At 65.0% G+C, this 20,720-nt stretch carries 17 protein-coding genes; 7 read left to right on the top strand and 10 right to left on the bottom strand.

The features are described 5' to 3' along the window. Nucleotides 1-2: 2 nt before the first annotated feature. Nucleotides 3-1,193 carry an LLM class flavin-dependent oxidoreductase gene (locus E5A73_RS09605; RefSeq protein WP_135963585.1) on the bottom strand — a complete coding sequence of 397 codons (1,191 nt, stop codon included), beginning with the start codon at nt 1,191-1,193 and terminating at the stop codon, nt 3-5. A 20-nt stretch (nt 1,194-1,213) separates the two neighbouring features. After that, nucleotides 1,214-2,029, bottom strand: a complete 816-nt coding sequence (locus E5A73_RS09600) for an alpha/beta fold hydrolase (RefSeq protein ID WP_135963584.1) — start codon at nt 2,027-2,029, stop codon at nt 1,214-1,216. 107 nt (nt 2,030-2,136) lie between these two features. On the opposite strand from E5A73_RS09600, the gene E5A73_RS09595 reads away from it, so the two are divergent. The 3 genes from E5A73_RS09595 to E5A73_RS09585 all read left to right on the top strand — a co-directional run bounded on the left by E5A73_RS09595 (nt 2,137) and on the right by E5A73_RS09585 (nt 4,556). Beyond that, a complete protein-coding gene (locus E5A73_RS09595) occupies nt 2,137-3,042 on the top strand; it encodes a LysR family transcriptional regulator (protein WP_168355874.1) in 906 nt (301 codons plus the stop codon). 76 nt (nt 3,043-3,118) lie between these two features. Then, complete coding sequence (locus E5A73_RS09590; protein WP_135963582.1) at nt 3,119-3,640, top strand: VOC family protein; 522 nt, start codon at nt 3,119-3,121, stop codon at nt 3,638-3,640. A gap of 103 nt (nt 3,641-3,743) precedes the next feature. Continuing rightward, complete coding sequence (locus tag E5A73_RS09585) at nt 3,744-4,556, top strand: IclR family transcriptional regulator (protein ID WP_135963581.1); 813 nt, start codon at nt 3,744-3,746, stop codon at nt 4,554-4,556. A 1-nt stretch (nt 4,557) separates the two neighbouring features. On the opposite strand, the gene E5A73_RS09580 is transcribed toward E5A73_RS09585, so the two are convergent. The 4 genes from E5A73_RS09580 to E5A73_RS09565 all read right to left on the bottom strand — a co-directional run bounded on the left by E5A73_RS09580 (nt 4,558) and on the right by E5A73_RS09565 (nt 8,441). Next, a complete protein-coding gene (locus E5A73_RS09580; RefSeq protein WP_135963580.1) occupies nt 4,558-5,502 on the bottom strand; it encodes a VOC family protein in 945 nt (314 codons plus the stop codon). An 81-nt stretch (nt 5,503-5,583) separates the two neighbouring features. Next, nucleotides 5,584-6,111 carry a MarR family winged helix-turn-helix transcriptional regulator gene (locus E5A73_RS09575; protein WP_135963579.1) on the bottom strand — a complete coding sequence of 176 codons (528 nt, stop codon included), beginning with the start codon at nt 6,109-6,111 and terminating at the stop codon, nt 5,584-5,586. A 76-nt stretch (nt 6,112-6,187) separates the two neighbouring features. Further along, nucleotides 6,188-7,393 (bottom strand): uroporphyrinogen decarboxylase/cobalamine-independent methonine synthase family protein, encoded by a 1,206-nt coding sequence (locus E5A73_RS09570; protein WP_168355873.1) that lies wholly within the window; start codon nt 7,391-7,393, stop codon nt 6,188-6,190. 28 nt (nt 7,394-7,421) lie between these two features. After that, on the bottom strand, nt 7,422-8,441 hold the full coding sequence (locus E5A73_RS09565; protein ID WP_135963577.1) for a peptidyl-alpha-hydroxyglycine alpha-amidating lyase family protein: 1,020 nt from the start codon (nt 8,439-8,441) through the stop codon (nt 7,422-7,424). A 169-nt stretch (nt 8,442-8,610) separates the two neighbouring features. Here E5A73_RS09565 and E5A73_RS09560 point away from each other — a divergent pair, with 169 nt between their 5' ends. The 4 genes from E5A73_RS09560 (at nt 8,611) to E5A73_RS09545 (ending at nt 11,638) form a co-directional block, all read left to right on the top strand. After that, entirely contained in the window at nt 8,611-9,969 is a 1,359-nt protein-coding gene (locus E5A73_RS09560; protein WP_135963576.1) for an MFS transporter, read from the top strand. Next, on the top strand, nt 9,962-10,789 hold the full coding sequence (locus E5A73_RS09555) for an amidohydrolase family protein (protein ID WP_135963575.1): 828 nt from the start codon (nt 9,962-9,964) through the stop codon (nt 10,787-10,789). Before E5A73_RS09560 ends, E5A73_RS09555 begins: the two co-directional genes overlap by 8 nt. Further along, nucleotides 10,786-11,232, top strand: a complete 447-nt coding sequence (locus E5A73_RS09550) for a hypothetical protein (RefSeq protein ID WP_135963574.1) — start codon at nt 10,786-10,788, stop codon at nt 11,230-11,232. Before E5A73_RS09555 ends, E5A73_RS09550 begins: the two co-directional genes overlap by 4 nt. Before the next feature lie 64 nt (nt 11,233-11,296). Further along, entirely contained in the window at nt 11,297-11,638 is a 342-nt protein-coding gene (locus E5A73_RS09545; protein ID WP_206366439.1) for a hypothetical protein, read from the top strand. A gap of 75 nt (nt 11,639-11,713) precedes the next feature. Here the strand turns inward: E5A73_RS09545 and E5A73_RS09540 are convergent, their stop codons facing one another. The 4 genes from E5A73_RS09540 to mprF form a co-directional block, all read right to left on the bottom strand. Beyond that, nucleotides 11,714-14,557 carry a TonB-dependent receptor plug domain-containing protein gene (locus E5A73_RS09540; protein ID WP_240700114.1) on the bottom strand — a complete coding sequence of 948 codons (2,844 nt, stop codon included), beginning with the start codon at nt 14,555-14,557 and terminating at the stop codon, nt 11,714-11,716. Nucleotides 14,558-14,853: 296 nt separating this feature from the next. Then, nucleotides 14,854-15,852, bottom strand: coding sequence for an ABC transporter substrate-binding protein (locus E5A73_RS09535; RefSeq protein WP_240700113.1), 999 nt, complete (start codon nt 15,850-15,852; stop codon nt 14,854-14,856). Nucleotides 15,853-16,312: 460 nt separating this feature from the next. Continuing rightward, nucleotides 16,313-18,031, bottom strand: coding sequence for an eCIS core domain-containing protein (locus tag E5A73_RS09530; RefSeq protein ID WP_206366438.1), 1,719 nt, complete (start codon nt 18,029-18,031; stop codon nt 16,313-16,315). A gap of 194 nt (nt 18,032-18,225) precedes the next feature. Further along, on the bottom strand, nt 18,226-20,709 hold the full coding sequence (gene mprF / locus E5A73_RS09525) for a bifunctional lysylphosphatidylglycerol flippase/synthetase MprF (RefSeq protein WP_240700112.1): 2,484 nt from the start codon (nt 20,707-20,709) through the stop codon (nt 18,226-18,228). Nucleotides 20,710-20,720 lie beyond the last annotated feature (11 nt).

Genomic DNA, 20,720 nt, shown 5'->3' with positions numbered 1-20,720 from the left:
GGTCAGCCGACAGCCTCATACCGCACCTCGATCGGCTGCGTCGAAAGCTCGGCCAGCCGCGGCGCGACTTCGCGCCCGACCAGAGTCAGATTGTCGACGGTGTCGGCATGGCCGAGCTCGCCCGCCTGGCCCATCATCAGCAAATTGCCGAAGCCGCCGGTCTCGTCATGGAATCGCGCCAGCTGCTCGTGGACGTCATCGGGCGTGCCGACGAAGAACAGGCCCGCATCCATATATTGCTCGATCGTGCCGTCGACGGGCAACGGATCGCCGTTGCGCATGCGCGGACGCATCGCGTTGGCGCCGGCCTGGAGCATACGGATATTGGCGTCGACCGGACTGAAGCCGAGCGGGTTGCGGAACTGGGGATCGAGACGGGCGGCGGTGGTGAAGTAGCTCTTCATCTTCTCTGCGCGGGCAAACGCTGTCTTGCGATCGCCGGCGCAGGCGACGAGCGCCAAGTAAGCGAGCTTGTCCTGCCCCGGCTGCTCGCCATGCGCCTGGACATAGGCTTCGCGGTACCCGGTGAAAACCGAGCGGGCGACGGCGCCCGACAGGAAGGTCGCGCAGGTATAGCCGCGCTTGCCATATTCACGCGCACTGGTCGCGCTCGACGCGGTCATCCAGATCGGCGGGTGCGGCTGCTGGATCGGCCGGGGCCACATGCTGACGGTGCGATAATGGAAATGCTCGCCTTCCCAGGAGAAATTGTCGCCCTGGTTCGAAAGCGCGGCGAGGATGAGGTCGTGCGCTTCCCAGAAGCGGTCCATGAAGCCAGTCGGCTGGCGGTTCGACATGAACAATTCATAGGCCGCACCCTTGACCAGCCCGACTTCGAGCCGCCCACCCGAAAGCGCGTCGACCATGGCGATCTCCTCCGCCACGCGCAGCGGATTGGAGCGATTGGCGAGCGGGATGCCGAGCGCGAGCAGCTGCGCCTTGCTGGTCTGGCGCGCGAGGATCGCCAGCGTCGTCATGCAGGAGGTCGACATGCAGGTCGCGGCGGCATGGTGCTCGTTGACCATGATGTTCAGCCCGAGCTCGTCGGCGAGCATATATTCATCGAGATAGCGGTTGAGCAGCCGCCCGGCCTCGAACGGATCGCATTTGCTCTGCGGCAGCGTGACGCGCATCGCGCCCGGCTGCTGGAAGGCGGGGTGATAGGCCTGCTCGCTGAATTGCCAGATTTTCATGTGTGTCTCCGGGCCGTGGTTCAGCGGCCGGCAAAGGCGGCGATGCGGGATGCGAGCCCGGCGGGCTGATCGGCGTGCACGCGGTGGCCGGCTCCGGCAAAAATCTCGACCTCGGCGTCGGGCAGCGCCTTGCGCCAGTCCTGGCGATAACGCTCGCTGACGATCGCATCCTGCTCGCCCCAGGCGAGCAGGGTCGAGCTGGTGATGCGGTGCGTGCGATCGCCCAATTTCGGGTTCGCCATATAGGGCGTCCAGCCGAAGTGACTCGCCGCCTCATCGTTGCGCATCAGCCGGCGCAGACGGTCCTCGGGGAGCTTGGTCAGAGTCTTCATGTCGCTGCCCGGGCCCGGATCGCCCACCTGCATCCGCGCGCCCAGCTCCTGGCGCGACAGCATGAAGATGTCGGCGACGTGCTGCTCGCGGCGATCCGCGGTCGGCAGCCCGAGCGGCGACACCAGCACCAGTTGCGACGCGCGGCCCGGCTCCTTGGTCAGCATTTCCGCCGCAACCCAGCCGCCGAACGAGGTGCCGACGATCACCGGCCGCGCCAGCCCCAGCTGGTTGAGCATGTCGAGATAGAAGTAACCGAGATCGTCGACGCGATTGATCCGAGGGGACCCCTGGGAAGCGCCGAAACCGGGGTGCGACGGCGCGAAGACAGAGAAGCTATGCGCCAGTTCGTGCAGCAAAGGCGCCGCCCCCTCGAGCCCGTCCAGACCGTGGAGGAACAGCAACGGTGCGCCGCTGCCCGCCTCGAACAACTCAAGCCGGGTGCCCATCACGTCAAGCGCGGACAAGGTGCCGAAGCTCAGTTCCTCCAGGCTTTCGGTCTCCATCGCTCTCCACTCGTGCCTTCTTCGTTGGCGCGAGAGTGTTGCCCGCCGACTGATACGTCCAATTCTTTGTTCTTGAGCGTTTGATGCCAGGAAAGTATGGAAGGCGCATGGAGCTTCGCCACCTACGCTATTTCCGCGCGATCGGGCGCGAGCAGCATTTCGGCCGTGCCGCCATTGCGCTGCGGGTGGCGCAGCCGGCGCTGACACGGCAGATCCGCGACCTCGAAGCCGAGCTCGGCGTCGAATTGTTCGACCGGCTGCCACGCGGCGTGCGCCTGTCGAGCGCGGGCCGCGCGTTCCTCGACGAAGTCGAGGAAATCCTTTCGCAAGTCGAGCGCGCCATCGATCGCGCCAAACGGCTGGGCAGCGGCCATCTCGGCACGGTCCGCGTCGGCCTCAGCGAAATCATCGCCGCGCACGACTTCATCTCGCATGGGCTGCGCAGTTTCCGCGAGAGTGAACCCTCGGTGGTGCTCGATCTCAAATCCATGGGATCGATCAACCAGATCGCCGCGCTCAAGGAAGGCACGCTTGATGTCGGGCTGGTCTATGACGCGCATCTCGACGATCGCGACCGCGAAGTGCTCGATCGCATCCGCCTCGGCTCGGGCGAGACGATGGTGGCGGTGCACGAGAGCCACAGACTGGCCCGCCGCAGCTCGGTGACGATGGCGGAAATCGCCGCGGAGCCCGCGCTCGGCCCGGCGCGGCTGACTGCGCCCGGCTATTATGATCGGCTCATGGCGGCTTGGATCGACAGCGGCAGCCCGCCGCGCATCGTCCAGGAATGCACAACCAACTCGGTGCTGCTCAGCCTCGTCGCAGTGGGCATGGGCGTCGGCTTCGTCACGGCGTCGAGTGGATTGTCTCCGACGCACAATATCCGGCTGGTGCCGATCAGCGATCTGGACCTGAAGTTTGACGTATTGCTGGTGTGGCGCGAGCGCGACCGCTCGGCGGCGCTGCGGCGATTCGTCGACATGATGGTGCGCCATGCCGGGGCGACCGACTAGTGGGTGAACTGTCATCCCTTTGGGGTGACGAGATGCCGGCGGCGACCCTGCTATCTCCAGCGCAGAGGAGAGTATGATGACCGACGCGCGACCGCTCAAGGGCCTGTATCATTTCGCCTATCCTTGCCGCGATGCGGAGGAGACGCGTCACTTCTACGAAGACATTCTCGGCCTTCCTCTGGTCAATTGCATGATGGCGGAAAAGGTGCCCAGCACCGGCGAAGAGCAGCCCTATGTGCATTTCTTCTTCGAGCTGGGCGACGGCTCCTATATCGCGTTCTTCGATCTGGGCGGCGAGGAAAAGCCGGCACCGTCGCCGAACACACCCGAATGGGTGCAGCATTTCGCGATCGAGACCGAGTCGGTCGAGGATGTCGATGCAATGCGGCTGCGTCTCGCCGAGCACGGTGTGAAGACTACGCCGCTGGTGGATCATGAATTCGTGCGGTCGATCTATTTCTTCGACCCCAACGGTTTGCGGCTGGAGATCGCCGCGCGCACCGAAGCGCCGGGTTTCCTCGAAGCGGCCGCGAGCGAAGCGCACGATATCCTCAAAGCCTGGAATACGCGCAAGCACGGAGCCGCCTTCACCGTCTGACCGCGCGGCATTCCCTGCCACGCTGACCCAACTGCCGAATGGACAGATCGGCGGCCGGGCGGCAGGAAGGCAAAAGGGAATGTGACGAAGAGGTTCAGGACGCATGGCAGACACGGAACAATCACGCCGGCGTGTCCAGTCGATCGAAGTGGGGTTTCGGGTGCTGCGGGTGCTGCGCATGGCCGAGGGACCGCTACCGCTGCGCGAGATCGCGGCGCGCGCGAGCATGCCGCCGAGCAAGGTGCATCTCTACCTCGTCAGCTTCGTGCGCGAGAACATGGCGTATCAGGATATCCAGAACGGCCATTACGGGCTGGGCTCGTTCGCGATCCAGCTCGGTCTCGCCGCGATCCGCCAGCTCGACGTGGTCGGTCTCGCCGCCGACACGCTGACCGAGCTTCGCGACAAGACCGACTGCGCGATCTACCTCTCGCTGTGGGGCGACCGTGGCCCCTGCATCGTCGCCAAGGCGGACGGCACGCTGCAGGGCGCGTTCCTGATCCGCCTCGGCTATATGCTGCCGGTCACGACCACCGCGACGGGGCTGGTCTTCCTCGCCCATCTGCCGCCGGTCGAGGCCGAGCGCGCCCTGAACGCTCAGGCCGCGTATGATGCGACCCGCAGCAACGCGCCCACGCCGAGCAAAGAGGAACTCGCCGAGAGCGCGGAGAAGATCCGCCGCGACGGCTATTCCACCACCGCCGGCATGCTCAACCGCAACTTCGCCGCGATCGCCGCGCCGATCTTCGATCACAGCGGCAAGATCGCCGCGACCATCACGCTGCTCGGGCCGACCGACTTCATGAACCGCGCCCGGCTCAAGGAATTCGGCAAGATGCTCCTCGTCGCGACCCAGTCCGTTTCGGAGCGAATGGGCGCCCTCCCTGTGCCGGCCGGAAAGCCGGGCAAGGCCTGATTTAGTCGGCGCCGCGCACGAAATCGGGCGCGCGCCGGCCCGCCGCCGCGGCATACAGCCGCAGTTTGCGAGCTTCGGCACGCCCGGCGTCGTCGAGCCAGGTGCGTTCGTGCCCCCACAGGCTCGGCCCGCAATCGCACTCGAAAGGCTGCCATGTCGCCGGATCGATCGAGCGCCCGCCCCATCCCATTTCGACCATGAAGTTGGAGGGCGTGCGGACGTAGAAGCTTGTCATCAGATCGTTGGTGTGCCGTCCCAGCGTGACGCCGATCCTTCCCTCCTCCTGCTGCGCCAGATCATAGCCCTGGCCGACATCGTCGAGGCTATCGAGTTCGACCATCAAATGGTGAAAGCCGTCCTCGCCGGTCTCGATCGCCGCGAAACTGTGATGGCGGCTGTTGAGGTGGAAGAAGAACGCCTTGAACGGCCGCAGCGCATAGTCGCTGAGCCGGAAGCCGAGCAAATCGGTGTAGAAGGGAAGCACCGCATCAAGCGACCGCACCGTCAGCACGACATGGCCAAGGCCGAGCGCGCCGGTGCGGAAGCCGCTGATCGCGCGGCCCGGAACGAAGTGGGAAGCCGCCGTAGTGGCGCCGTGGAAGAATTCGAGCCGGTTTCCGGCCGGGTCGAGCGCAAGGATCAGGTCGGCAACGCGGCGTTGCTCGGCTTCCAATCGAGTGCCGGGAATCACCGCATGGCCGGCATCGGAAAGCCGCGCGGCCAGCCGCGCCAGCGCGTCGCCGTCGGCGACTTCCCAGCCCATCGCACTGACCCGGTCATGAGCGCCGCGTTCGACGAACAACCGCCCGGCACGATCATCGGCGCGCAGCGAGAAACCACTATCCGCCGCATCGGCGACCTGCATGCCGAGCAGCCCCGTCGCGAAATCCGCCCACGCATCGGGCCGCGCCGTGCATACGCCGATATAGCCGAGTGACTGCAGCACATTGCCTCGCGTCAGACGATCCCGACTAGCGGGAATCGAACTAACGCTATTCGTTAATACCGAAAAGCGCCATCGCAAAATTTATGGGCGCTGGACCCCCGCGCGGCTATATTCAGGAGTGAATTCCTCGGCATCAAGGTCAGCGTCCGCCGGATCGGTGGGTGCGCTTAGCGAGGCGAGCAAACGCGTGAGAAACCCGCGCAGTACGTCCTGCTCGTCGTCGTCCAGCGGCGTCAGCAATTCGGCTTCCAGCGCGCGGGTATCCTTCTGGAGCTTCTTGAGCGTGTCCTTGCCGGCTGCAGTCAGGCTGAGTTCGAGCAGGCGCTTGTTGGCGCGGCTCACCTGGCGATCGATCAGGCCCTTGGACTCGAGCAACGCGATCTGCTTGATCATCGTCTGTGGCTTGACGTCATAAAGCCGCGACAGCTCGGCCGACGACATGTTGGGCCGCGTCGACAGCGTCGTCAGGATGCGAAACTGGACCGCAGTCACCCCGAGCGGGTTGAGCACCGATTCGAGCCGAACATAGGCCTTGTACTGGACTTGCTTGACCAGGTGCAGGATCGACGGCGCATGTCGATCGGTAGTTGCGCGAATGGCTTTCCCCATTCGGGCTTAGTGTCCTATCGCGCCGGGACTGTCCAGAGTCGGCCGGCGCGGCGTGTTTGACCGCCGCGCTCTGCCCTCAACCCTTCAGTTTCTTGGTCGCGATCGCCGCGCCTTCGGCCATCGCCGCCAGCTTGGCCCACACCACTTCGGGATGGCCGACGCGCGAGCCGATACCGCAATCGGTGCCGCCCTGGATGTTCTCCATGCCGACCAGTTTGCCGACATTGACCAGACGCTCGGCGACCAGTTCCGGATGCTCGACGAGATCGGTCATATGCCCGACGACGCCGGGACAGATGATCTTGCCGGCGGGTAGCTTGACCTCCTCCCAGACGCGCCATTCATGCGCGTGGCGGACGTTGCTCGCCTCAAAGGTATAGCATTGCGCGTTTATCTTGAGCATCAGATCGACGATGTTTTTGAACTCGATGTCATGGACATGCGGGCGATGGCCACTTCCCCAGCACATGTGGAAACGGATCTGCTCCTCGGGCAGCCTTTCCACGGCATGGTTGATCACCTCGACTGCGAATTCGAGATAGTCGCGATACTTATCGACCGACCATTCGGGGTAGAACATCCAGCTGGTCGCGAATTCGGGCTCATCGATCTGGACGATCAGCCCGGCATCTGTGATCGCCTTATATTCCGCGCGCATCGCCGTGGCGACGGCCATCATGTAATCGCGCTCGTCGCGGTAGAAGGCATTGCGTGCACCGGCGCCGGCGCTGAGTGGGCCGAGCGCGGCGATGAAACCGTCGACATCGGCCTTGCCTTCCAGGCCCTTCTTCAGCGCGTCGATATCCTTGGCGATCTCGGCCTGGCCGACATATGTCAGCGCACTGGTGCAGACCTTTTCCTTCGTCGGCTTCTGCGGGACGTTGCCAGGAGTCATGAAGCCCGGCCGGACCGGGCCGCCCGCGCCGGCGAACCACAGCCCGGATTCGTAGAAGCCGGGGAAATCGCGCCGGTCGCGCTCGCCGGGTCCGGCACGCTTCGACGGCGTTGCGGGATCCCGCGGCAGCGTCTCCCAGCCGGTCACCCGCTGCTGGATGTAGCTGGTATAGCTGCCCATGTTGGCCGCTTTCACGTACTCGCCGTCGTTGATCACATCGACGCCGCACTTGATTTGCTGCTCGACGACTTCGCGCACCGCTTTGGGCAGGCGCACCGCGATCTCGGCCTGCTTCGTGTCGGCATCGACGAGCAACGCATCGAGGTCGGCCGGACGCGGCAGATTGCCGCCGTGAGTCGTCAGGATATGGTCTGTGGAACGCCGCATCGTGTCTCTCCATTTGGGTCTCGGCGGATCAGTTCCGGCGGACGAATTTCTGGATCTGGTGGTTGCCCTGCTCCGCGGGGATCCAGCCCGGGCGGATCGCGAAGCTGTAGGGCACTTCGGCGACATAGACGTCGCCGTGGCTGTCGACCGCGATGCCGTGCGGCGCGATGAAATTGCCGGGGGTGTGGCGCAATTCGGACGAACCGCCCCAGCGATCGAGAACCTTTCCGTCGGGGCTCAGCACGGTGACGCGGCCAGGATGGTCCTCGCGCATCTCGCCATGGACGAAACTCTTCTTGCCCTTGGGCCGCCATAGCTCGGCGACATAGACGAGGCCCTGCGCGTCGATCGCGAGATCGCATGGTCGCTGGATATCGGTCCAGTGGTCGAGATAGTCGCCGTCGGGCGAGAAGATCTGGATACGATCATTCTCGCGGTCGCAGACCAGCACGCGCCCTGCAGCGTCGCAACCGATGCCGTGCGGCAGATGGAATTCGCCCGGCCCGGTGCCGATCTTGCCCCAGGACTGGATCAACTCGCCGTCGGCGCTGAAGCGATGGACGCGGCAATTGCCATACCCGTCGGCGACGTACAGTTCGCCGCTGGGCGCCACCGCCAGATTGCAGCAGCGGTTGAACGGTGGTCCCGGATAGCCGATGCACTCGCAGGCATGGACGTCATAAGGCGGCTTCGGGTCATAGCCGGTGTCCGATGCCTGGCCGGGCACGCCGAGCGTCAGGATCGGCACGCCCTCCAGCGTGAAAACCCGGATGCTGTGATCGCCATTGTCGACGCAATAGACGCGGTCGTCGGGGCCAATCGTCAGGCCGTGCGCCATCGTGAAGATGTCGTCGCCCCATCTGCGGATGAACGTCCCGTCGCGCGCATAGACGAGGACGCGGTGGGGGAAGCGGACGAACAGATAGACTCGGTCCTGCGAATCCACTGCCACCCCGGTCACGTCGCGATGCGACACGCCCGCCGGCAGGCGTTCCCAATCGGCCACCACGTCGAACGCGGGTGCTGTCACGATGGCCGGCTCAGGCATTTCGCTCCCCGACGGATTATCCCACAAAACCAGCCTAGACGTCCGCTCGTCCCTAAGCCAAGCTGATATATATCGTCGCCTTGGCATTTGTACATAGCGAACGACATATGATAAAGACAATCGAGAGCGGACCGGACGATTACCCGGATTCGCCGATCAGGAGTGGTGCATGACGGACACTGGAGCTCGGTCGGTCGACGTGGATGCGTTCCTCGACGGCCTGAAATTCAACCGCTTCCATCTGATCGTTCTCGTCATGTGCACGATCCTGACCGCGATCGACGGCTACGAACTCTATGTCGTCGGCTGGGTGCTGCCGGTTCTCGCCAAGGATTTCGGCGTGGCGCCGACCGCGATCACGTCGGCGCTGGTCGCGCAGCAAGTCGGGATGTTGCTCGGCGCGTTCGTCATCCCGCCCCTCGCCGACCGCATCGGGCGGCCGCGGGTGCTGCTGTTCTGCTATCTGGGGATGATGCTGAGCGCGCTCGCTATCCTCACCACCAAGTCGCTGCTGCCCTTCACGCTCTGCCGCTTCGCCGCGGGTTTCTGCGGCACTGCGATGATCCCCATTCTCGTCACCATCGCCTCCGAGACGGCACCCAAAAGGCTGCGTGCGACGGTGAGCACGATTACGGTCAGCGGCACGATGATCGGCGCGCTGCTGGGTTCGCTGATGCAGGGCTTCATCCTCGAGCCGTTCGGCTGGCGCGGGGCTTTCTGGATCGCCGTCGCGCTGCCGGCGGTCATGCTGCCCTTCGTCTATTTCTTCCTCCCCGAATCGCTGCGTGCATTGGTTGCGCGCGACCCTCACGACCCGGCAATTACGGCCCTGATCCGGCGGATGCAGCCGGCAAGCGACGGTGCGGTCATGCTCACCGTCGCGCCCAAACCGGAGCGCGCCCCGACCGCGATCCTGCTGGGCGACATCTTCGGACGCGGGCAATTGCTCAAGACCTTCCTGATGTGGGGGATCGCGATTTCCAGCTTCGTGTTCATCACTGCCGGGGTGTGGAAGACGACCATCTTCAAGCAAGTGATTGGGCTACCCTTGCAGCAGGTGGCGCTGATCAACGGCATCAATACGGCTGCCGGGTTCGTCGGCATGCTGACGATCGGCTTCTTCATCGACCGGCTGGGCTTCAAGCGGGTGATGACCGGGACCTTCCTGCTCGCCGCGCTGAGCGCGACGATGGTCGGATTGCTCGCCCCCGGGCCGGGCATGTACGTCGCAGTGGCGTTCATGGGGATGTGCCAGCATGGCGGCCAGGCAAGCATTCCCGCGCTCGCGGCTGCGCTGTATCCGACCCGCAGCCGCGCGACCGGCGTGGGCTGGGCCTATGGTGCCGCCCGCGTCGTGTCGATCTGGGCACCCCTGTTCGGCACGTTTGTGCTGACCGGGGGTTTCGGGCCGGTAGGCATCTTCGCGATGCTCGGCGTGCCGCTGGCATGCGCAGGCTTCTTCACCTTCTGGTTGATGAGCCTCAAGGGCGCGCCGCAGGTGGTCCGCGTCGGGCACGGGCGTGGCTGACGCGCAGCCGGCGAACGCACCCGCCGTCGATTCGCACGCGCATATCTTCACCCGGGCAATGCCGTTCGCCCGCGACGCGCATTCGCGGCCCACGTATGACTATCCGGTCGAAGCTTGGCTCGCGGATCTCGACCGCCACGGCATCGGCCGCGGGGTGATCGCGGCAGCCAGCCTGTTCGACGACGGCAATGCCTATACGCTCGCGGCGCTCGCCGCGCATCCGCGGCTGCGCGCGACGATCCTCGCCGGCCCCGACACCAGCGCGCGCGAGCTGCGCGCGCTGGCCGATCAGGGGGTCGTCGGAGTACGGCTTACCTGGCGCAGGCTGACCGATCTGCCAGGTCTCGCCGACGCGCCGTGGCGCGGGTTCCTCGGCCGGCTCGCCGATTGCGGGATGCATGTCGAATTGCTCGCCGGAAGCGCACAATTGCCGGTGCTGCTGCCGCAATTGCTCGCAGCGCCGGTGCGGCTGGTGGTCGACCATTTCGGCGTCCCGTCGCGCGACGAGACCGAACGCCGCGCCGGCACCGATGCGCTGCTGCGCGCCGTTCAGAGCGGTGCTGCTTGGGTCAAAATCTCGGCCGGCTTCCGCATGCCGTGGGAAATCGCCGCCGAATGCACCGCACGCCTGCTCGCCGAAGCCGGTCCCGGCCGGTTGCTCTGGGGCAGCGACGCGCCGTTCGTGAACCACGAAGCCGCCATGGACTATGCGGGCACGCTCGCATTGTACCTGCGCCTCGTTCCCGACGCGGAAATGCGCCGCGTCATCGACTCCAGCGCGCTTGCACTCTTCTTCAATCTACGGAGCCACGATCAATGAACCGCAGGGAGCGCGCCGCCGCCGCCGCCGAGCTCGAAATGGGGCTCGCAGATTTCTGGCACGACGTCGACAATAATTGGGGCCGCCAGGCCGGCGATTATTATGCGCCCGAGGCGATCTATCGCTCGGGCAGGCTAAACCTCGAGGGGCGCGAGGCGATCGAGGGCTTTTACAGCTGGCGCGAGGGCCGTGGCGCGCGCGTCTCGATCCACGCTTTCACCAATTTCCGCGCCGAGTTCGACGATGCCGGCGGCGCCACCGCGACCTGGTTCATGCTGCTCTGGGCGGCCGACGGCCAGGCGCCGCTCGACAGCCGGGTGCCGACCCGGATCAGCCAGGCGAGCGAGACCTTCCGCTGGGACGAAGCCGAAGGGCGCTGGCTATGCACCCTGCGCGAACTCACAAACCTGTTCCGCGGCGGCGATCAGCTCAACTTCAGTTGAGCGTGCGGGCCGCCGTGTAAAGGCGATCATCCGATAGCAGAAAAGGGGTATTTCAATGGGCGGCATGGTGCGCGTTGTGTTGTTTCCAAAGGGGCCCAGGGACCCCGCTGCCACGGACCGGCAGATCACGATCGATATGGTGGTCGACGCCGGCGGATCCGCCATCGGACCATTTCCCGCGTTCGGCCGCATGGGCGACTTCACTAAGCCCGAGATGCTCTATCCCTTCGCGCTGATGGGCGATGGCCGGATCGATTATGGCGCCTATGCGAGCGACGGCGCGCGGCAGGACAAGCTGGCGATCCGCACCGCGCGGCTGGCGCCCGGCGCCGAGATTCTGCGCACCGCGGCTGGCACCACCGAGATCTTCCTGATCGATACGGTGACCCCCCTCGCCGCGACGTAGGCATTCTGGCGCGCAATCCGGATGATAAAAGGGCGCCCCACGAGGCGCCCTTTCGATGTTACCCGAACGTCGCGATCAGAACCGCACCCGCGCTCCAACCATGAAGGCACGGCCGACCTTGTCGTAATATTGACCGTTCACCGGGCCGTTGAGAATGATGTACGGAACCGGCGGCGGATCCTTGTCGAGCAGATTGTTGACCGCCCAGAAGAATTCGTACTTCTTGTCCGTACCGGCGAAGATCTTGCCGAACAGGTTGAAATAAGTGACCGCGGGCACCTTGTTGTCGTTGATCGTGTTGGTCGGCAACGTGTTGTAGGTCACGTCCTGCACGCCCCTGGAGATGAAGATCGTCTGCAGGGTCAGCTCCCAGCCATTGGTGCCGATCGTCTCCGACAGATTGCCGCGGAAGCGCGGGATCGAGCCGAGATTGGCCCAGCCATTCTCGCCCGCGCGATCGATCGGCGCGGCGCCGGTCCCCGAATCGACCATCGCGTTGAGGATGTAGGTGCCGCTTGCGGCGATCCCCCAGCGGCCGCCATCGCCCAGAAACTCGAGCGGCGTGTTGTAGGTCACCGTCATGTCGATGCCCTTTTGGGCAAAGGCCCCGACGTTGAGCGATCCCGCCACCAGGCCAGTATGAATGCGGTCGTTCGGTGCCGCAGTGCTGGTATCGGGTCCGTAGGTGAACAGGTTGCAGAAATAGGCATCTCCGCCGCTGCACAAGGTCGCGATGTTGGCGGTCGAGAGGTTGGTGATCGCGTCGTCGATCTGGATATTGTAATAATCGACCGAGACACCGAGGCCGGTCAATGCCCCCCGGCCGCGATATGCCGCGCCGACGGTGAAGGTCTTGGAGAATTCGGGCCCGACGTCGGGATTGCCGAGACTGGTGTTCTGCGGGATCACCGGGCTCTTGGTCACGCCGTCCACCACCAACGTCACGGCATTGCTGACGTTGCTGCCAGGGCTGTACAGTTCGTTGATCGCCGGCGCGCGGATATCGCGCGAGCGGGCGATGCGGATGTTAAGCCCGTCGACCGGCTCCCACACCGCTCCGGCCTTCCACGCGGTCTGGCCGCCGACGGTGCTGTAGTCGGCATAGCGGAACGCGCCGTTGATGCTCAGGCTCTTGAGAAAGGGCGTGTCTTTGGCGAGCGGGACGGTCGCCTCCACATAGGCTTCCTTGACGTTGAACGCGCCCGAATAGGGAACTGCGTTGCCGGCGGTGAGGAAGCCATTGTTGGCGCCGACGGCGTCGGCGGTCAGCTTCTCGGTTTCGCGGCGATATTCGCCGCCGAACGCCACCGAAACCGGTCCGGCCCAGGTCGAGAAGGGCTCCCCGACCACATTGGCAGCGGCGGTAAACTGGTCGTACTTCACCTTGGCGAGGCCTTCGCCCCAGATATAATCGCGCGCGGCGGCACTGGTATTGCCTTCGCCGAACAGGTTGAGCGGCTGGCAGCCCGCGGCGGCGGCGACACCATCGCGCACGCCGCGGCAGACGATGTTGCCCGCGCCGTCGCGCACTGCGTCGATCGCGAAGTTCAGATTGGCCGTGATCGGATTGTTGAACGTGGCAGATGCGTAGTTGTTGACGCCGTAGGACGCGTGTGCGTCCCATTTCCACGATCCGCCGAGCTTGCCCTCGAACCCGATCGTACCGTGCGGGGTGTCGTTGGTGATCTCGTAATAATTGATGCCGATGTCGTGGCCGATACGGCTGATGTTGAAGCTCGCCGTCGTCGGTGGCAGCAGCGCCAGCACCTGCGCGGGGAGAAATGCATTGTCGCGGCGGATCGGCTGGGTCGAAAGCCGGATCGGAACGCCGTCGAGGAACCCGCGCGAGCTCGAATAGCCGCCTTCGATATAGCCGGTGATCGAATCCGAGAAATCGTAATAGAGGCTCCCATAGGCCGTGAAGCGCCGCACGTCTGGAACCAGCGCGGTGCCGGTGATGATCGAGCCGCCTTCGCCGCCGATCATCGTCGCGCCGCCGAAGATCGAGCCCTTCTGAAACGGACGGATCGTGCCGTTCGCGTTGAACGTCATGTTGTTCAGGCCGGGGATATTGCTGAGGATGACGCTGCCGGCGCCAAGATTGTTGTGGACGTTCTGCGACAGGAGGAAGGCCGGCTGACCGAAGCCCGGCGCACCGGGCGTGGTGCGCTGACCGTTGCTGACGATCATATATTCTTTGCGGCCCCAGTCGCGGGTGTAGAGGTCGCCGACGCCATTATTGTCCGAATAATCGGCGCTGACAACGATATGGCCGCGATCGTCGTTGAAGCTGGTGCCGCCAATGAAGCCGAGCCGCTTGGTGCTGTAATCGCCGAGCTGCGAAATACCCGACTGCGCAGTGACTTCGAGTCCCTGATACTTCTTCTTCATGACGATGTTGACGACACCAGAAATGGCGTCCGAACCGTAGAGCGCGGAGGCGCCGCCGGTCACTACATCGACGCGCTCGATCATCAGCGTCGGGAAGAGGTTGAGATCGGTCGTGGTCGGCACGCCGAGGTTGCTGGCCGGCGCGAAGGGGACGACGCGCGACTGGTTGACCAGCACCAGCGTCCGCTGGCCGCCGAGCGCGCGCAGATCGGCGGTCGCCTGGGCCGGGCTCGACGTGTTGGTGGCGTTGGCGCCGGGCGAGCGCGTCGCCTTGAATGCAGGATTCTGGTTGAGCACCTCCATCACGGTAGTGGCGCCCTGCTTCTCGATCACCTCGGCGCCCACGATTTGGGTTGGCGTCGGCGCCTGAAGGCCGTTGGTCGCGGTGCGCGATGCAGTGACGACGATCTCGTCGTTCCGGGCGTCGCCCTCGTCACCTGCTCCAGCCGGGGCTGCCTCAGCGGGCCCATCCTGCGCAAAGGCGGCACCACCGCCGAAGGTAGCGACAGTGAGCGCGGTCGTAACCATCAGGCAACGCAACCACGATACAGACCGACTGTTGTTCAAAACTGCCATACCAGCTCCCCTCTCCGGTGAGGATGGGGACCGGCGTCTTTTTTGCCGTTGTTCCCCAGCATCAAATGCTCGTTCAATTATCCCTATTCGCGCCAGGATTCCGGCCCGTTTCGGGTTCGTAGGTGACACAACGCATTACGTATTAACGAATGACGATCGTTTATGTCAGATAAGACAGGCTGACAACCTAAAATTCGAAGGGGCGGCCCGGGCATTTGAATCGTTCATTTTATCTATGACTATCAGTATCATGGCCAACCGATCGCAAGAGCTTCCGCATATATGCTCGTGTCGATGAGATGCGAAAGTACTTCGCGCGATCGCGGCGCGCGGCGATCCTGCGCAGCCAGCCACCGTTCTTCCTCAACCAATATGTCGAGCAGATCAGCCGGCAGCGCCGCCGGAAAAGCGAGCGTCGCCCATGACCGCCCGACCTCGTCCGCGGTGAATCCTGCTGTAGCCGCAACCAGCGCCTGGGCGCCGGCCGGATCGCGCCGAATTTGGGCGGCCGTCTCGATCAGCGCGCGGACGAACGCCACCATGCGGCGCCGCTTGGCGGGATCAGCCAGATTGGCGGCAGTCGTGTTGAGATTGAACATTTCGCGATAGGCGCCGTCGCCCGCGAATATGACCAGATCGTTCCCAAGCACGCGCGCGGCATTATCTGCATGTGGCTCCCAGATGGCCACCGCATCGACTTCGCGCCGCTCCAGGGCAGCTCCCATTCCCTCTAGCGGGGATATCCGCACCGGTGTAATGTCAGCGAAGGTCATCCCGTCCTGCGCCAGCATCCGGGCGAGGAAATAGCCTGCCGACGTGGTCGCCAGCGTGGCGATGCGTTTGCCCTTCAGATCGGCGATGCGGGCGATCCCGGCTGAGCGGCGGGCGATGATGCGGTAGCGGCCCTCGGTGATCGTTAGGATGATGCGGATATCGGGATTGCCCACCGAATATCGAAGCGCCTGGGTCTCGGCATGGGTGGCGACATCGGCAAGGCCATCCGTGCGCGGTTGGCGCGCCGGGATCGCACTCATCAGATTGGCGATGCCGCCATTGGTAACCACCGCGCCCGCCGGATAATGATCGCGCGCCGCGAGCAGCACCGGCGCGATCTCAAGTGTTGCGGTGCTGCCGGAGACCTTGAGTGGCGCAGGCACACAACCGGGCACGGGGCCGCCACGCGGCACGCAGGCCGACGATGCGATGAGCATCGCTATCGCGACGATTCGGCGGCGCCGAGCTGACATAAACTCTCTCCTTCAAACCTCACCTGATATAAGCTAGGGTGATAGACTGAAGAGTGCTACAACCTTTTTGGACATGCCACTTCGTCCCGCAGCGGATCGCGCAAGGCTATTCCGAACTTCCTGCTAAGCTGAGGGCAGTTACTTTCCAGGTGCCGAGAGGATATTGGTCCACGCCGGACATACCCATTGCGAGAACCATCGTCGCCGTTGCCCGGAAGGGCAAGGCTCACACGGCCGCGCAAAACGGGTACTGTCAAATTAGATGATAAGTGCTGGATAGATCGTCGGCTACTGGTTGAATTTGCCTACTACCGCGTCACGCGGTTTCTGATCATTCGCTCGTAAAGAAGCGAAGATCCGCGTCCAACTGATGATGCGCGAAAGCAGGAAGCTAAGAGCCGCCTAGCGACAAGAAGTGGGGGGCAGCAACCGCCGGGCGACCTGTCGGTTATCAGCTGCTTTAGCTGCCGAGCAGGATGGTCCGGATCGCGTCCGCATAGGCTTTCAACTCAATCTTGCGATCCGCCTCAGTGAGCTTGTCCAGCCGTTTTGGGTCATCGCTCCGATAATTGAGTGGAGGCTCGACCGTGAACACCGACATTCCGCGCGCCGGCGCATATCGGCCAAGCGACACGCCCTCCTTCACGCCGCCGCTCCAGAAGCCAAAGTCGAGATCGCCGCTCTTGCCGACATTGCCGGCTACCGAGGGATGCTTGGAGCGCTTCGCTCCCTGGCTTCCCCCGCCGAACCCGCGACTATCGCGTCCCTTGATCGCTGTTGTCGTTTTGTCGATTTCGGCCGCTGCCTTGACTGACAGACCGAGGTCGGTTTTCGATGCTGCCGCGCGTAGCTCGGCCTCCTGCCGCTCGTGGAGCTTGCGCTCCGCGGCATTCATGGCATCGCCGTGCCCTTCGCTTTCCCAGGACGGCGACCTGCGCGGCCCGGTGCGCCATGCCGCGTCGCGCTCCTCTGCCCGGAGTTCGCGCGGATCGTAGAACACGCCGGCGGCACCCGGGTCCCAGGTGCCATGGACCGAGATGATCCGCTCCGGCCGGAAGCGCTCCATCAGCTCCATCAGCATCTGGTTTTCGGGCGAGATGGCATTGCCGACTGCATCGATCGCCTTGCCGCCGCCGTCCCGCGATGCCGCCAGGTCCTTGGAGGGGCTCGGGAAGTTGCGGTTGGTCTCCACCGATTTGCCTCCGAAGACGCTTTCGCGCGCCGCCTGCAGGTCCATGCCGCTTTTGCCCTTGCCGACCATGTCGTCCGCTTTCGCCTTGCTGTCCGGAAACAGGGTCGGGACGACGATCACGCTCAGGACCGGTGCTTGCGACTGCTTGGCAAGATCGGCCAGGAGCATTTCCACCACCTCCACGCCTTGCCGTTCGGATCCGTGGACGCCGGCGATCACCAGCGCCCGCCGCTCGGTCGAGCCGCGGAAGAAATATGCCTGGACCGGCCGCGCGACGGGCTTGCCAGACAAGTCCTTGGGGCCCGCCTCCCCATTGGTCTTGCCGAGCTCGTGGGCGCGGATCTTGCGCGCGAGCCACAAATCGTCGGGGCGGCCGGCGAGAAGCCGTGCAATTTCCGCGTCGAGATCGGCATCGCCTTGCGCGGCCTGGACGTCCGGCTGGGACAAGCGCGCGAGCAAGGCCTCGATCTTGGGCTCCGCGGCCCAAGCGGCCTTGACCGAGTCCGACAACGGGCTCCGCTGCAGCACGTCGCGTCGCCCGCCCTGCTGGACGACATGAGTCAGCTCGTGGCCCAGCAACTTCCGTCCGTCGGCGCCGCCCGGACGATATTGGCCCTCGCCGAAGACGATGTGGTCTCCGCTGGTATAAGCGCGCGCGCCGAGCACCCCCGCCGCTTGCCCCGCCTGCGCGTCGGAATGGACCCGGACCGCGCTGAAGTCCCGCCTGAAACGCGGCTCGAAATAAGCGCGGGCCTGCGGCTCGATCGGACTACCGGACGATGCGATCGCGTCGCGGACGACGGACGGCGGCTCGATCCGGTGGAAGGTCCCGGCGCCAAGGGGTCGGGCGTGGAGAGGCTCGTCGGCGCGATCCATTCGGGCCGCGACGTCATTCGCCTCATGCTCGGAACCATCCGCGGTGTCGCTGATCGCGAAGCGGCTCAGCGTCGCCGGTTGCCCCGGGCGACCCAGGGACGGCAACGGCATGGGCTGGCTTTCGGGCCTTCGCAGGAATTGCTTCCGTGTAGCCGTGGACATTTCCCCTTTCCTCCCCCCGCCGCAGATAACACGGATCGTCAGTGCAGTGTCGGCATGGAATACGCCTGTTCGTGATCTTGAGGAAGCGCTCCCTAACCGCGCAAGCTGTTCAAGATACCGATCATGGGCGCGGGGGCATGCGCTCATCCACCGACGAGCATCGCGAGATCGACGAGCGCACGGGGCACCGAAATACCGGGGGACAGCGCCACATAGCGCGGAACCCAGCGCGGCCCGAATTTGCCCTTGAACGCGCGCAGTCCCGAAAAGCCGTAAAGCCGCTCGCCATTGCCGTATATTGCTCCACCCAGTCTCGACCAGACCGGGGCGAGCGGCCCCCGCTGGAGGCCCGACAGCGGCGCCATGCCGAGATTGAATCGTCGAAATCCGCGCTCTACGCCGAGCTGCATCAGCCGTGTGAACAGAAGGTCCATCGTACCATATGGCGTGTCGGGCAGATGGCGCATCAGATCGACCGACATTTCCTCGCGGTTGCGCGTCTCCCATATGTTGGCGAAAGCCACGATCTCGCCTTCGAGGCGGAGCACGGCGCAGTCGAAGCGCGACAGATAATCGAGATCGAAGCGTCCGAGACTGAACCCCTTTTCGGGGCCCGACTTGCCCGCAAGCCAGGCGTCGGAGACGTGCCGCAGAGCCTGGGCTTGCGCGGAGACCCGCGCTGCGGGAATCACGTCGAACACCAGCCCCGCTGCGACCGCCTTGTTGGTGGAATGGCGCAGCGACTTGTACAGGCTGCCATGTAGCGTGAAGCCGCGGTCCAGGTCGATCATCGCTTCCTCGCCATATTTCATGGGTTGAAGCCCCAATTCGACTACGAGCGGGAGCATGTCCGTGCTCAGCTGGAACAGGCACAGCCGCCCGCGTGCGGCGTCGCACCGGCGGCGAAGCTCCCAGATCAGCTCCGGCCAGGCCGCGGGCGGGCCGACCGGATCGCCCATCGTTACCCAAGTTCGGCCCTGCACCCGGTACATCAGGAAAGCGTCTCCCGCGGCGGAAACGAGGAAGCTCTTGTCGCCGGTAAAGGCGAGCTGCGCGTCCGTGCGCGGGGCTGCGGCGAACGCCGCTTCGGCAACTTCGGCGAGGAGCGTTGCCGGTTCGCTCGCCGCCGGCGCGGCCGACATGAGCCGCCAGAACGCCCAGCTCGCGATCAATATCGTCGCCCCGAGGATGGCGCGGAGAAACCGCGGAGCGTTGCCGCGCCAGGCAAAATCCCACCAAAGCTCGTCGGAATAGGGGATGTGCTGATAGGCGAAGAACCCCGCCCAGGCGCTGAGCGCGAGCGCGATCAGCGCGGCGGCCCACCACCAGCGCTCGACGGGTGCCGAGCCGATACCGGCCCGCCGATAGAATGCAGGCCGGCCATATTGGAGCATAGCCGCCACGACGAGCAGCACGCCCGCTTCTTCGAAATCGATGCCCTTCGACAGGGAGAACATCGCACCGGCGAGGAGGAGCAGCCGCGCGGCGTGAAAGCCGCTTCTAAGCCGTGCCTGCACCGCCGGCGCGACGAGCAGCAACGCCGTGCCGACCAGGCTGGCAGCGAAGTGCGAGGCCTCGACGAACGGAAGCGGCGCGATCTCGCGGAGCACGGACATCCGCCCGTGGAGACCCGGCAGCGCGCCCGACACCAGCAAAACGAGCCCGCCAACGAAGACGAGCAACGCGAGCAAGGGCGGCGCGAGGGCCTGACCGATGGCATCGGCGACGCCGAGGCCCGCGAGCAGCGGCTTGCGCAGCCGATGTCCCTCCAGTGCCACCATCAGCGCCCCCGCCAGCGCGAGCGGCAGCAGATAATAGATCAGGCGGTAGAGCAGCAAGGCGGCGAACAGCTCGGCATGGCCGAGCGGCACCAGCGCCAGGATGGTCGCTTCGAACACGCCGAGCCCGCCGGGCACATGGGTGACGAGCCCGGCGACGATCGCCAGCGCATAAGCGAGGAAGAAGGTACCGAACAATGCGAGCGGCGCGCCGGGAATCAGCACGTAGAGCGCGGCGGAGGCGCAGGCGAGATCGATGGCCGCGATGCCTATCTGCGCCGCCAGCAGCCGCGCGCGCGGCAGCGGAACCCCGGTGCCCCCTACCCGCCACGCGCTGGCGCCGCGGCTCCGCAATGCCAGCGCGGTCGCGATCAGCGCGATGAGGAGCAGCCCGATCAGATGCTGCACCAGCGGCGCTATCGTCACGGGGCCGAGCGCTATCGCGGTTCGGGCGAACAGCAGGGCGGCCGCGGTGACCGCGATCACGCCGCTCCAGAACGTTACCGACGCGATCACCGTGATCCGCGCGACATCCCCGAAATCGAGCCCCGCCGCGCCATAAGCGCGCAGCCGCGCCGAGCCGCCGGTCAGCAGCGCGAAGCCGAGATTGTTGCTGAGCGTATAGCTGGTGAACGAAGCGAGCGCCGCGGTGCGCCACGGCAGGTCGCGGCCGATCGTGCGTATCGCAAACCAATCGTAAAAGGTCAGCGCGAAATAGCTGGCGGCGGTGAACAGACCGGCGAGCGCGATCCGTCCAGTTTCCACAGAAGCGATCGCGCCGCGGATGTCGCGAAAGCGGACCTCGGCGAGGATGCCGCGCACCGCCTCGAACGCGAGCACGGTGATCATCAGTACCGCGA

Origin of the sequence: Sphingomonas gei (assembly GCF_004792685.1) — a bacterium.
Taxonomy (GTDB): Bacteria; Pseudomonadota; Alphaproteobacteria; order Sphingomonadales; family Sphingomonadaceae; genus Sphingomonas; species Sphingomonas gei.
This window is presented reverse-complemented; position numbering and strand designations above follow the sequence as displayed.